This is a genomic window from Myroides odoratimimus (assembly GCF_030326305.1).
In the GTDB taxonomy this organism is placed as follows: domain Bacteria; phylum Bacteroidota; class Bacteroidia; order Flavobacteriales; family Flavobacteriaceae; genus Flavobacterium; species Flavobacterium odoratimimum_A.
In genome coordinates, this window is record NZ_JACAKB010000020.1 from 14,751 (window position 1) to 28,778 (window position 14,028).

Consider the following 14,028-nt stretch of genomic DNA (forward strand, 5'->3'; position numbering starts at 1 on the left):
CAGTTATGAATAAAATTGTTTTGTTTGTTGTCTTACATTTTACCTTGTTTAGTTTTGGATATAGTCCAAGAGATGCACAAGTTTATAAAACTATTGAGTATAATAATAGAAAACAAGATTTTAAAACTTCTATTTTAGAATTGCATAAGGTTATTAATGATTCTAAAAGTACTTATTTAGACAAGTATGAGGCTTATTATTATAAATATGTTGTTTATAAGCTACTATATAATTTCTCTGAGGCTAGAAATAACCTTGATTTAGCTCAAAGCTATGCAGATAAGACTAGATATAAACAAGCTCTACAAAATAAGTATCAATTAGAACTTTTATTAATAGAGGTTGAACTTCGTAATTACAGAGGAGTATTTGATAAAAGTGATGTTTTACAAAATATAGAAATTAAAGAACTAGACAAAGTCGATCAGGCTTTACTTAAGTTTTTAAAAGCTATTGTTCTCGTAGAAACCTCAATGTCTAATGCTGAGCAAGCGTTAGAGTTAGTAGACCAATCAATATTAGTTTTGCAAGAGTATTATCCTGAGTATATACCAGTTGTATTTCGATTAAAAATTAAAATCTATACTATTTTAAATCATCCCATCAAGGTCTATAATATGTATGGGCAAGGTATTTACTTAGCTAAAAAATATAATACAACAAGTTATGAAATAGATCTTCATCGATCTATGGTTGAGTATTATAAAGAGATTGGGGAATATAAGAAAAGTTTAGATTATAGCCGATTAATACTAGATCAAGTAACGCTTTATAATGCAACAGGAAAAAGTACTGATTTAAAGCTAATCGAACAGCAACTTGTTGAGGAGGATAATCGCTTACATTTACTTGAAAAAGAGAGGGAGTTTTATATTCTGATTGGAATAGTAGTAATATTATTTGGAGTAGTGATGTACTTGATTTATATCTTTAAAAGAAGAAGGAGAGTTGTTAAAAGTATTGAGAATCAAAACTCACAAATGCAATTAGATATTAAAAGCTTAGAGGATAAATTAAAAGGGTTAGATATAAATAACTATAAGAAACTCTCAGAAAGACAAAAACAAATTGTTAGCCTAGTTCAACAAGGTAAGACAAATAAAGAAATCGGTGAGGAACTCTTTATTTCAGAAAATACAGTGAAGTATCACTTGAAGATTATCTATGAAGTTTTACAGGTAAAAGGGAAAGTAGATTTGTATTAAACCCAGGTTTCAAATTGCTCAATACTAAGCTAATTCTACTTTATATCTTATCCACTGCTTTTGAAATCATACTGTAATATACTTTTTTCAAGTGTTCAAATCTATTCTGTATAATTCACTCTCGTTAATAGATTTATTGCATGATCTAGGTTAAAATAGAAAGAGCTGTCTTTAAGACAGCTCTTTCACTTGAAAGTGATTTACATTGATAAATAGGAAACGTGTAAATCGTAATCAAAATATAGGGTGATTTTCATCACCTTTAATCCTATTATATCCAATCAGGCATAAACGCATTAGAGTATTTTAATACTCGTGTTTTTGCTGCAGTATTTGTTTCCTTAGTATAAATATTTTTAGGAGATCTATTATCATTAGAAGTATTCGTGAAGATAATAGATGCCTCATTAGGTGAAAACCTAGGGTCTAAGTCATTTGTACCTTTTTCTTTATCACTAGAAATCTGTGTGTGCTTGTTAGTTGTTTTATCAAATAAGTAAACATTAGAGTCTATTCTTCTGTATTCCATGTTCTCAGCACCTTGATTATCTAAGCTATAAAGTATTTTTGTAGCATTGCTTGACAGATGTAAACCACTACTGGCTCCTTTGACATTATTTACTACATCAAATAGAAAATTGCCTTTTAGATCTATACAATAAATTTTAATGTTGTAGCCATTGGTATTATTTGTTTTTATAGCAATAGTATTATACTCTATATTTACATCAACTTCAGAAATAAATGAATTATCTGGTGTCTGGTAAACTAGGTTTAAATCTTGACCATTAGAACTTATACTGTATAACTTATTAAAGCTGGGGAAGTAGATCTTATTGGTATTTGCTGGCCAGCTAAAGCTTAACTCATTTAAATTAAATCCACCTGGTTTTACTGTTGATGTGATTTTTTGTTTATTTGTTCCATCTGTATCCATTACATATATATCTGTATATGCACCTGATGTCTGTAAATAAGCAATCTTGTTAGCTGTAACATTTTTTTTAGGTCTATAACTATTTACTTTTTCACTTGTTAATTGAAACTCAGTTGTGTTTGATTCATCTGAAGAGAAAATAGCAAAATTCCCATCAATATTCTTAGTATAGAAATACCTGTTTTTTTTAGGAGCACTATAAACCTGGAAGCTACTTACCTCACTCTGTACAGGGGTGTTATAGCTATCATCTACTATTATTTGCCAGAAATATTTAACTCCTAATTTTAGATTGTTGTGAGTAAATGAGTTTTGTGTTAATTGGTCATATATCTCAACATTAGAATCTTTATCATTGTGTAGCTTAAGAGTATAGGTAAGTTCTGATTCATCAGGATTTTCTACTGACCACTTGAATGTAGTGACAGTATTATTAAGAATTTCATTACTCGAAGGGCTGATTAAGACTGGTTTTGATGGTGGTTTAACGCTACCTTTAGCTATTTTAAGTTCAAAAACAATATTGGTTTTTCTATCTTGATAGATAATAGCAGGTTTAAATAAACTTGTGTAATCTTTTAGTTCTGCTTTTACTGAGTATTCTGCTACATTTATTTGTTCAATTATAAAATCTCCATTCTCGTCTGTAAATACAGTAGTTGATACTGGTGATGTTTCTATCTTTACATTAGCAAGAGGTATATTCGTATCAGAAGCAACTACTTTACCAATAAGAGTTCCCATTGTACTATCTTCTAAATAATCTTCTTGACAAGAACAAAAAACTAGAAATACAGCAATGGAATATATAAATTTAGTTAGTACGTTTTTCATTTGTAAATTGTATTAAAAGTAATATTTAAGACCTAATCCAAAATTAAAATAGTAGTCGTTTCTCTTACCTAGCTTTAAATTATCTAACTTATCAGTAAAACTAAGATTGTGCTCTGCAAAACCAAACACTCCCCATGAATTCGAAATGTTATAGTTTAACCCTAAACCATACTGTAGCTTCCAAAAGACTGGATTGTCTTTGTCACTTTTGCTTTCAAACAAGGTATTGGTTCCTATCATACCTGGACCTAAATAAACATAAGGAGAGATTTTATCATGAGGCAATAAATTAGCTCTTAGGTTTAGATCCACACTAAATGCTTGATTTTTAAAGTTGCTGCCAGAAACTAATTCAAAGGCATTGAAGTTTACCTCAGTAGATAATACTTTGGATAATTCCCTAGCATAACCTATCCTAAAAGAATATCCAACTTTTTTATCTTTATAATCTCCAAACAGAAGACTTACTCCACCAGATGCAATAACCTCATTTTTTTGGGTTCTATTTAATTGCGCTCTGTTGTATAATAGAGTTGACTCTTCTTGTTCTTTTAGTTTATTGTATTGAAGAACTAACTGATCATCTACAGTTTTTTCTTCTTTAGATTTCCATAATTCGGCATCTATACCTTCTATAATTAAGCTTTCTACAGCTTTTTCAATAGCTTCTTTTAACGCTAATTGAACAGGTTCATTAGATGTAAAACCTGTTTCAACCTCTAGTAGCCGTTGAAAGTTTACATATCTAAATAAATTAGCTGAAACTGCCTGAGAAAGTATTGTCTTAGAAACATATACTGTTTTTAAGACTTTACCATTTGTAGTTGAGACTGCTCGTAGATAGACTGTTAACCTGTCTTCTCTATACTGAGTAGAACCACCAACACCAAAATATCGAGCACCGGTTCCTCCTGTTATAATATTAGAATCATAAGAAGTTATTCCTCCTTCTAGTAAAATACCTGCAAATAATAGGGGAGGTAAAGCTGTTTGATTTTTATCTCCTGCTTGTCTAAATTGTTCGCGGGTTGTATTTATAATATTGCGTTCATTTAATAGATTTCCTAAATTCTCACGCTCTACGATTGTAAACCACCCACTATCCTCTAGTGCTTTTGCAAGGATTGTAGTTCCTCCTTGAGGAACAGCAGTGCTAAAAGAACTACCAACATCTACATTTTTATACTGTCCAGTTTGGTCTCTAAAATTATAGATACCAGCAACTATTGGCTCAGATGGTTTAGGTAGATTTTTTAAGTTCTTGCTTGTAGTACTTGTCTCACCTGTTCTAGCCATTTGTTTGGCATAAGGTTGATTTAAGTACGCTCCGCAGCTACTTATAAGTAAACCAGCTGGGAATGCTATAAGGGCCACTCTTAATAAACTCATACTTTCGCTTAATAAGTTGGCATCACAATTTGTGTCTGTTCACCAGTCTGAGTGTTTAAAATATTGATAACCATCCCTTCAGCAGAGTCATAGATTTCAACAGATAAATTCCCCAAGGAAAAGGTTCCTTCTTTTAATTCATCACCAAATTGATCGTTGAATATTTTTCTAGATAATTGACTTAGTAGTTGACTATTAAGTCTTTCTGAAAACTGATCTAAACCAGAGTTTGTTTTTTGCTTATTTGCAGCAGGATCTTTGAATGAATTCTGTGCAGAGGCAGAAGCAAGCATCATTTGATAATTAAACACATCTCCTCCAAAGAAAGGATTCATAGGTTTGTATGTTAATTGTTGCGCACTACAAATACTAGTGAATAACAATAAAATTATATATAATATATTTTTCATGATTTTTAAAATGTTTTAATTCGTTGTTCATCTCTTTTTAAGCTTTCTAAATACCTCATAGTTTTATTTAAAGCACTCTCGCTCATTGATTTTAAGTAATCATATTGAGTTTTAACGAAAAAGGTAAAAATGGGTTGATCTAAAATATTGATAGTAATTTTAGTATTGTTACCAAGGGTAATAAGTTCTGAAATAGTTATAATATGCTCAGAATTTATGTTATAAGATAAGTACTGTGAATAAAAGAGTTGGTAAAAATCTCTACCTGCTTTGGTTTTTGTTTGATCAACAACTATTCCTTTAAGCTCTATTTTATTATAGGAGATATCCTCTTGTTCTAGAGAAATATCTACCTCAGAGTCTAGTATAGCTGTAAACTCCTGTTTGACTAATGTATTATCTTTATTATCATTGATAACATGTCTACTAGTACCTATTAGTTGTTCATTCTCATCATAGATAAGTAACAAAATAATAAGTCTGTCTTTTGTATTTCTATTTATTCTAGTTGTAGATAGATTTATCGTCTGAAATCCCTCTAATACTTTTCGACCTGTTTGAACATTAGTAGCTTTATTAGCATTTGGATCTTCTAGATTTGACTTTATAACAGAGAGTTTGTAAGAGATACTCTGTGTTATCTCTGTTTTATTATGTGCAATACCTGTAATAATTATATCCTCCGGTATTTCTTGAATACTCAGATCAGCTTTAATCTTAGTGTTTAAGATTTGAGCATTTATAGAGTAAGTAAATAAAATGCACAACAGAAACAAAAGAGTTTGAAAAAATGATGACTGAGACTTTCTCATAATGAAGATGTTAGTTAGTAATTTCTTATTATAAGTGATTTATCGCTACCGATGATTGTTATTTTTAAGTCTTGTGACATTGTATTTTGCCCAAAGACATCTATATTTTGATTGTTTCCTTTTTGTATAATATTAATGTTTTCTACTTTCGTCGAATTGTAATTGTAATGAGAGTATTTGTTTTGATCTCCTATCTGATCTATTGTTTGTTTTGACTCTTGACTTGTTGTTAAGACATCTATACTGTTTTGATTTCCTATTTGTGTGTACTTGATATCACTTGAAGAAGAGTTTATAAGGGTTGAGGCAATAATATTTTCATCCCCAATTTGGGTGATGTAGATTTGTTTCTGATCTTGAAGATTAGATTTATCATTTCTGATTGTGTTCTGATTAATCAGAAATATACCTTCATCACTAGTAATATTATTTTTACCATGTTGTGCCCATATGAATGAACAAGGGGTTAAAAACAACGAGATGTATAGTAGAATTGCGTTTCTCATCTTGTAAACAATAAAATTATCTCTAAAAAAATAAAATTAGTTGTCGCTAGTGAGGTAGCGACAACTAATTGAGTGCATAATTATCTACCTTGTAAAACCACAGAAGCGTTATTGTTTCCAATTTGTGAAACAATACTACTGTTTTGGTTAGACATTTGTGTAATTACACTTGTATTTCCTACTCCATTTTGTAGAACATCTGCCATGTTTTCAGAACCAAATTGTAATGCTACAGAAGTATTACTACCTCCTTCTTGCACGATATTGGCAAAGTTTCCAGAAGATTTTTGATCTACTACACTAGTGTTATATTCACCATTTTGATCTACTAAAGCGAAGTTTTCATTTGCTTGTGTAACAATACTTGTATTTGCAAATCCATTTTGAGAAACTTCAGCGTAGTTTCCATCCTCTAATTGTAATATTGATGATGTGTTACTTCCTACTTGAGATACAGATGCGTAGTTGTCATCTCCTAATTGATCAATTGTAGAAATATTTCTTGTACCTGATTGGCTAACAAGCGCCTCATTAAGATCTCCTGATTGCTTAACAGTTGAATAGTTTAATTCTCCCTCTTGTCTAGTCTCACTGATGTTTAAAAGACCATCTTGATTCACCCATGAATATGATCTTTCTCCCTCTTGTCTAGTCACATTGTAGTTGTAATCTCCAACTTGGTTTGATTCTGAAATATTCTCAGAACCTACTTGATACGCATATGCTCCGTTGTATTCTCCGTCTTGAGCTATTTTAATAGAGTTTGATTCCCCATCTTGAATAGCCATAAAATCATTAGATGTACCAGATTGAGCAGCAACAGATTCATTTCTATCTCCATACTGTAATGTCAGACCTCTATTTTCATTTCCAATTTGAGTAGTAATAGCATAGTTTGCATTACCATCTTGAGTGATTTCAGATTCGTTTAAATCTCCATCTTGTGTTATTCCTGAAGCATTTGAATTTCCAGCAACTGTTACTAAACCTGTATTATGGTCACCTCTTTGAAAAGCAACGCTTAGGTTGTCATTTCCTTTTAAATCAATTGTAGATGTGTTAGAATCTCCTAATTGTTCTGTAAATGTGCGGTTTGAGTCCCCTACAATAGAATAGTCTACTAAGTTTTTATTACCATCTTGGTTAATAGTAGAAGTGTTATCATCACCACGTTGAAGAACAGTACTTAAGTTTTGGTTTTTAGTTTGAGTAAGTTCAAGGTTATTTCTTTCCCCTTGTTGTAAAGCAATAGATAGATTACTATCTCCATTTTGTTTTACTGTTGCCTTGTTGTTCTCTTGGGCATTTGCAGTAAGTCCGATTGCTAGCACAGCTAGGCTTAAAACTACTTTTTTCATAAATAAAAAATTAATAAGTGTTATTAAAAAAATGATTGTTTTATAAATGCATTCTTGTACCGAAACATGAAATACGTTTTTGGTACTATGCAAATTTGAGATTACAAATCATTTCTTGAAATACCCTTTTTAGGTGATTTTTGGAAAAAATTATGATTTTGTATCTAAAAAATACCTAGTAGGGTGCTTTTATTTTCTTATTAACTTCATGTCAATTGTTTGTTTTTTAATGATTTGACTATTTGTTGGTAGTCTCTATAAGTAGTTAGTTTAGTTCTTCTTTTTTTAACTGTTGAATATGTGTACGACTCTTTATTTCTAATTTAGTATAGAGATTACTAACATGATATTTAGTAGTACTTAATGAAATGAATAGCTTTTCTGATATTTGATTATTACTCAAGCCTTGCCATAGACATTCTAAGACTTCTATTTCTCTCGATGTCAGATTGTATTTTTCTCTTAGGGAGTCTAATGTGCTAGTATGTCTTATTTTATGTTCTACATTTTCAGAATTTAGTAATTCAGAATTTTTCTGATCTAGGATCTGTAGGTAATTCTCTATCTCTAATCGGTATTCATTGTTTTGATTTTGTAAATCTCTTACCTTGTAGATAATAGCGAAGGTAATAGTGATAATCTCAGCTGCACTTATAAATCTAAATACATTAATACTAAAATAACTAAACTGGTCAATACCTGTATTTATTTGTACTGTATAGCCTATACCAAATAGGACAATAGCACTAAAAGTAAGCAGTAAGAACCGTGCATAGATGTTTTTTCTAAACTGTGTTGCCGCAAGTATTAAACAAAATAGTGGTACAATAAAACTGATTACTATTATAATACTAAACAAAATATACGTAGGGTAAAGAGTATATATTAGAGATGTCAAGAAGCTTACTATAAATAATGTTACAAAAACTATTTTATAGTGTTGATATATAGGTTTTATATCTAAGAAATGAATAGTAAATAGACATGCTAACATTGAAGTTAATGGCATATTCCACGCAAGTAGATACTTCATCTCCCACTGAGTATTTGAAATATAGTAAAACATTCCATCTTCAAAGAATAGGGAAATAAAAATTGCTATCTGTAATAATGAATAGAATAAAAATCGCTTGTCTTTGAATATAAAGTAAAACAAGATATTAAAGATGATGGATAAAAATGCTATACCATAATAAAGTCCTAAAAACAATAACTGTTTAGCCTCTTGGGCTCCAAACTGTCCTCTCTCTAGAATGAGTATCTTTAAGTGATCTTCTTGATTTTGATGGAGATTTAAATAATACACAGGATTATCTGTGATAATATAGTGCTGAGCGAAACGTGTTTCTAGAAACTTGCCACTACTGTCTAAATTAGGAAGTACAAGATGTAGTTTTCCAAAATTATAAATATACATATCATAGGCGTAGATATGTGCATTTGGTATTTGAAAAATAATAGGCGAATGCAATTGATCTGGATTAAACTCACCTCTAATCCAAGTATTGTTTAAAGAATCTGTCGCTATGTATAGATTACTATTGTCTAATGGACGATAAACTAGTGATTCAATTTGTTTTTGATTTATAGAAGGTACTTGTCCAAGGCTTTTTAATGTTGTTAATAAACAAATGAATACTATAAGATTTAATACAAATCTTTGTGTGTATTTATAATTCATTAATAAAGTATTAGTTAGGTGTTTAAAAATAAAGATTATTTAATTCAACCATGCTTGTTATCTTTATTTTTTACCTCCTAAAATAGTTTTACTTTTCATTCCATAAGAGTGTGTAATATTTGTATGAATAGTATTTAAATAACATTTTTATTGATTTTAACTTCTTGAAGCTGTTTCTTTTTAGTGATATTTTTTGTGTCGTTTCATGTCTTTTTAAAAAAGATTGTTTGATACATTATTATTTTATGATTTAACAAGTTTTTATAGTATGTTTTTTTTCCATTAATAAGATTAAAATGGCTAGAAAAAAGAAATATAATGAGATCAGTAATATCTCTTTATCTCATCTATATGTATGTTGTATAGAATCTACTTTATATAGTACATTTGTTTTTTATGTAAGGAGCCTAACATGTCTAAAATTATATATATCACCATAACAACTTTACTGGTTGTCTGTCTTTTTTGTGTTGTTAATCCACTAGTAGAGTGGATCTATCACTTTTAAATATACTTATATCACCTTATGTCTTATGGAGTGATTATCGCTTAGAGAAAGCAGATGCAATAGCGACTGATAGAAGTTTTCTAACTGTCATTGCAGGTGTTATAAACTTATTGCTCTTCTTTTACTTAAGAACTGTGTTTAAATTAAATACCTATAAGAAGCAAAGTGAACAAATTCTAAAGGCAGAACTGTGGAGTATCTATATGGATAGATTTGTTATTGTATTGTGTATTATAACTTCTCTATGTGTAGCCTTTGCGGTTTTTGACAGCTTGTTGACTGTCATATTCGATATGAATAACTCTTTCTTTGTACCAGGAATTTTAATCTACTCAATCACACACTGAAAGCTAAGATTGCCTTCTTCTGAGTTGATTAAGTAGTGTTTCTGATTAGTAGTAGATTGAGCGATATGGTACTGCTGATTAAAGCGAAGTTCTTTATTAAAGTGCATGTCTATTATAGAGATATTCTCAGGAGCAGTATTATTAGCTTTTAAGGCATTAATAACCCATTCAAGATACTTGATGTTAGTCACGTGATTAACCATGTCTAAATCGGAATATCTTACCATATCAGTTACTAGGTGAGTAGTATCTACTTTTTTGTCAAATGTGGTAAACTCTCCACTGATACTTGTTTTACCCTCATGCTTAGTAAAGTGGTCGTGAGCAATAGCCATCATCTCAGGACGACGTCTTACTGTATTCATAATCACCCACATCGAGCTAGCACTAGCAATAAGCTCTCCTTTACAACGTACCTCAAAGTTACGCACAGAGCGAATACCATCTAGTGTTTCTATCCAAGTAGTGATATCAATGCGTTCTTGCCACTTAGGCATCCTGTCTATTTCTACTCTAAATTTATAAACTACCCAAGACTGGTTAGCTTCTTGTAAATCCCAAAAACTTATTCCTCCTAATACTGCGTGAGTAGAAGAGGCCATCTGTATCATTTTACATAGGTCAACTATCTTTAATTGTGCATTTGTATCACAGTCAAAATAGTCTATCTCAAAACGCTGTGTATATATAGATGTAAAGTTTGGTGATATAGGCATAGTGTGTATTTTTGTGATTTCGTTTTTTGTTGTTCTGTCTTTCTCTGACTTCGTGTTTTGTTGCTTCTAATACGGATAACACAAATCTTATCTGTTGGTATTTCTGCGATTTTGTCTTTTGTTAGATGTTCTTATATAAGAAAATTAAACATTACAAAAACGAAAAAACAAAATAACAAAACAGCAAAATAACATTTTTATCCCATCTTCCCTTCAACTGCTACTACAATCTCTTTAGAAGGAGTCATATAGTCAAACCACATTACATCTGGCGTACGTTTAAACCAAGTAATCTGACGCTTAGCAAAGCGTCGTGTATTCTTCTTGATTTCCTCAATAGCGAACTCTAATGTGAATTCGTTGTCAAAGTACGCAAATAATTCTCGATAGCCAACGGTTTGTAATGCATTGTTATCGCGATGTGGATATAACCCTTGAGCTTCCTTTAGAAGACCATTATTCATCATAATATCTACGCGCATATTAATTCGCTCATACATCTTCTCTCTATCTGCTTCTAGGCCAATAACAATAGGAGTGAAGTTGCGAGTATGCTTTTTAATATTTAAGAAACTAGAGTAGGGCTTACCAGTACCTATACAGATCTCTAATGCTCGAGTTACTCTTTGAGGATTGTCTATCGCTACTTTTTCATAGTGAATAGGATCCAATTCCTTTAGCATGTTTTGCAAATAAGGAAGGCCTTTTTCTGCTAAGTCTTGATTTAATTGTTCTCTAATGCTTGGATCTACATCAGGAAAATCATCAAGCCCGTTGAGGATTGCATTGACAAATAGTCCTGATCCACCTACCATAACCTGTACAGGATTATCTGTAAAGAGCTCATCTAGCTTAGCCAGTGCCTCTCTTTCAAAATCTCCTACAGAGTAAGTATCGTGAATGCTGATATTCTGAATAAAGTGATGCGAAGCAGCAGCTAGTTCTTCCTTAGAAGGCACAGCTGTTCCTATTGCCATTTCCTTATAGAATTGGCGACTATCACATGATATTATATTGGTATTAAAATGTTGTGCAAGTTTGATTCCTAAAGCTGTTTTACCAATCGCTGTAGGTCCAATGACAACAATAAGATAATTGTTATTTTTCGTAGACATCTCCTAATTTTTGACCGCAATTATAGCAGTAATTTGCATCATCATCATAGATTGTAGTAGTACATGTAGAGCAGTTTCTTCTTCTTTTGGCATCTAATCTATTGCGTTTAATATTAGAGAACTCTGCTGTCACGATACCTGTAGGAACGGCGATAATACCGTAACCCATAATCATGATAAAAGATGCTATCATTTGACCTAGTGGGGTCTGTGGAGCTATATCTCCATATCCCACAGTAGTAAGGGTTACGATACACCAATAGATACTTCTAGGTATACTTGTAAAGCCACTTTCTTTACTCTCGATCACATACATTAGCGCACCTAATAAGATCGACATCACAAGCACAAAGTATACAAATACAATAATTTTCGTTCTACTAGACTTAAGGGCCAGTTTTAAGTGTGACTGTTGTCCAATGTATGGAACAAGGTTTAAGATACCAAATAAACGTAGTAAACGCAGTGCTCTTACAACAGTAAGTGCTCTAGAGCTAGGAATAAAGAACGATAAATACATCGGTAGAATAGAGATAAGATCTACTATTCCATAAAAACTAAAGATGTACTTAAACGGTTTTTTATTACAAAGAATCCTAAGGATATACTCTATGGTAAAAAACACAGTGATAATCCACTCACAGACTACTAGACCTGTGTGGTGCCTCATATCATAGCTCTCTATCGATTCAAGCATCACTAGAAGTACACTCATCAGAATAACCGCTAGTAGTGCAATATCAAATAATTTACCTGCAAAAGTATTTGAACCATAAATAATGATGTAAATCTTCTGCTGTAGGATATCCCATTTGTTTTTTAATCTTCGTCTCACAAAAACTGTTTTTTAGTAGTGAATTAATTTGTAACCGATCTTCTTATTTAGATAATTAAGAATAATGTTTCTGTTGTTTCTATTAAACAAAATTGGTGTTAAATTGGCTGCTATTCGTTCTGGGGCGTTGATTTGGTGGTTTAAGTTATAGAAGCAATATCCGTTTAGCTTCCCTTTTTCTAAAGCAATAGCACTCTTCTCATCTACTTTACGGCCTTTGTCTAAGATAAGAACATGGTCTTTATCTATATCATAAGGTTTAAATAGTTCAAGTATATTAGCATTGAACTCTTCTCTTGTCAAGGTAAAGTCGGTGAAGAAGTTATTAGCTGTTATTTTAGTTGATTTTTTCTCATATATAAACTCTACATAAGGTAACTCTTGTTGACCTTGGAATATCTTATGTAAGAATTTTCTAGCTTCGTTAGGCGATGTAAACGCCATTAGATTTCTCTTTCTACCATCTGTCTTTTCGATAGATAGGTATAAGTATCCCTCTAGATTAGTTTTTAAATAAATAGAGTAGGGGAATACACTTTTCTTACTGACCTTATTGTACTTTGGTCTATTGGTATTGATCTCTTCAGCCTCTTTTAGAAGCGCGATGAGTTCAGTACCTGTTTTTTCGAAAGTGACAGTATAGGTTTCTTGTTGTATTTTATTGAATATAGGCGAATTACTTGTAAAGTGCTGTAAAACTTTCTTTCTAATATTCTTACTCTTACCGATGAAGATAATATTACCTTCTTTGTCCAAGATATAATAAATACCTACAGTAGAAGGCAAAGTGTCTACGATATCCAAAAACTTAGGGCTAATCCCAGTCTTGATATCTGACTTAATCATTGAGGTTAAGATAGTCTTCTCTTTATCTTTTGATAGAAGTAATTCAAATAGCTTTTCTGTAGCCATAGCATCTCCATTAGCGCGATGTCTATCTGCAATGGGAATACCAAGTGATCGCACTAGTTTGCCTAAGCTATAAGAAGGCATATCAGGCAGTAACTTCTGTGATAATTCTACTGTACAGAGTGTATTTCTACTGTATTCATAACCTAGTCTTTTAAACTCATTGCGCAGTACTCGATAATCAAATTCAGCATTATGAGCTACAATGACACAGTTGTCCGTTATTTCTATGATGCGCTTAGCTATCTCGTAGAACTTCGGAGCTAGCCGTAGCATAGCATTATTGATTCCCGTAAGTTTTACTACGAAAGGTTGTATTTCCATCTCTGGATTAACTAAACTAATAAACTGATCTACGATCTGATTACCATCAAATCGATATATAGCAATTTCGGTGATTCCTTCTTCATTAAACTGCCCACCAGTTGTTTCTATATCTAAAACTGCGTACAACTTGTCCTTTTAA

At 31.6% G+C, this 14,028-nt stretch carries 13 protein-coding genes; 2 read left to right on the top strand and 11 right to left on the bottom strand.

Annotated features, from left to right (window positions below; all coding sequences use genetic code 11):
- The first annotated feature begins 5 nt into the window (after positions 1 to 5).
- On the top strand, positions 6 to 1,205 hold the full coding sequence (locus HX049_RS13225) for a helix-turn-helix transcriptional regulator (RefSeq protein ID WP_286416392.1): 1,200 nt from the start codon (positions 6 to 8) through the stop codon (positions 1,203 to 1,205).
- A 271-nt stretch (positions 1,206 to 1,476) separates the two neighbouring features.
- On the opposite strand, the gene HX049_RS13230 is transcribed toward HX049_RS13225, so the two are convergent.
- The 7 genes from HX049_RS13230 to HX049_RS13260 all read right to left on the bottom strand — a co-directional run bounded on the left by HX049_RS13230 (position 1,477) and on the right by HX049_RS13260 (position 9,132).
- Positions 1,477 to 2,976, bottom strand: coding sequence for a hypothetical protein (locus HX049_RS13230; RefSeq protein ID WP_286416394.1), 1,500 nt, complete (start codon positions 2,974 to 2,976; stop codon positions 1,477 to 1,479).
- A gap of 12 nt (positions 2,977 to 2,988) precedes the next feature.
- The gene (locus HX049_RS13235; RefSeq protein ID WP_286416396.1) at positions 2,989 to 4,365 is read right to left on the bottom strand and encodes a CsgG/HfaB family protein; all 1,377 of its coding nucleotides are present in this window, start codon (positions 4,363 to 4,365) and stop codon (positions 2,989 to 2,991) included.
- Between the two features lie 8 nt (positions 4,366 to 4,373).
- Positions 4,374 to 4,775, bottom strand: coding sequence for a curli production assembly/transport component CsgF (locus HX049_RS13240; RefSeq protein WP_286416397.1), 402 nt, complete (start codon positions 4,773 to 4,775; stop codon positions 4,374 to 4,376).
- A 5-nt stretch (positions 4,776 to 4,780) separates the two neighbouring features.
- On the bottom strand, positions 4,781 to 5,587 hold the full coding sequence (locus HX049_RS13245) for a CsgE family curli-type amyloid fiber assembly protein (protein ID WP_286416398.1): 807 nt from the start codon (positions 5,585 to 5,587) through the stop codon (positions 4,781 to 4,783).
- Between the two features lie 14 nt (positions 5,588 to 5,601).
- The gene (locus HX049_RS13250; RefSeq protein ID WP_286416401.1) at positions 5,602 to 6,093 is read right to left on the bottom strand and encodes a hypothetical protein; all 492 of its coding nucleotides are present in this window, start codon (positions 6,091 to 6,093) and stop codon (positions 5,602 to 5,604) included.
- 80 nt (positions 6,094 to 6,173) lie between these two features.
- Positions 6,174 to 7,451, bottom strand: coding sequence for a hypothetical protein (locus tag HX049_RS13255; protein ID WP_286416404.1), 1,278 nt, complete (start codon positions 7,449 to 7,451; stop codon positions 6,174 to 6,176).
- Positions 7,452 to 7,716: 265 nt separating this feature from the next.
- Positions 7,717 to 9,132 carry a 7TM diverse intracellular signaling domain-containing protein gene (locus HX049_RS13260; RefSeq protein ID WP_286416405.1) on the bottom strand — a complete coding sequence of 472 codons (1,416 nt, stop codon included), beginning with the start codon at positions 9,130 to 9,132 and terminating at the stop codon, positions 7,717 to 7,719.
- Between the two features lie 489 nt (positions 9,133 to 9,621).
- Between HX049_RS13260 and HX049_RS13265 the strand changes: the two genes are divergently transcribed.
- Positions 9,622 to 9,987, top strand: coding sequence for a hypothetical protein (locus HX049_RS13265; protein ID WP_286416406.1), 366 nt, complete (start codon positions 9,622 to 9,624; stop codon positions 9,985 to 9,987).
- Here the strand turns inward: HX049_RS13265 and HX049_RS13270 are convergent.
- The 4 genes from HX049_RS13270 to HX049_RS13285 form a co-directional block, all read right to left on the bottom strand.
- Positions 9,969 to 10,703 (bottom strand): acyl-[acyl-carrier-protein] thioesterase, encoded by a 735-nt coding sequence (locus HX049_RS13270; protein WP_286416407.1) that lies wholly within the window; start codon positions 10,701 to 10,703, stop codon positions 9,969 to 9,971. The two genes, HX049_RS13265 and HX049_RS13270, sit on opposite strands and share 19 nt — an antisense overlap.
- Positions 10,704 to 10,900: 197 nt before the next feature.
- Entirely contained in the window at positions 10,901 to 11,818 is a 918-nt protein-coding gene (miaA, locus tag HX049_RS13275) for a tRNA (adenosine(37)-N6)-dimethylallyltransferase MiaA (protein WP_286416409.1), read from the bottom strand.
- A complete protein-coding gene (locus HX049_RS13280) occupies positions 11,802 to 12,653 on the bottom strand; it encodes an ion transporter (protein WP_286416410.1) in 852 nt (283 codons plus the stop codon). The genes miaA and HX049_RS13280 overlap by 17 nt, the downstream gene beginning before the upstream one ends.
- 12 nt (positions 12,654 to 12,665) lie before the next feature.
- Entirely contained in the window at positions 12,666 to 14,015 is a 1,350-nt protein-coding gene (locus HX049_RS13285) for an exonuclease domain-containing protein (RefSeq protein WP_286416412.1), read from the bottom strand.
- Positions 14,016 to 14,028: the final 13 nt, after the last annotated feature.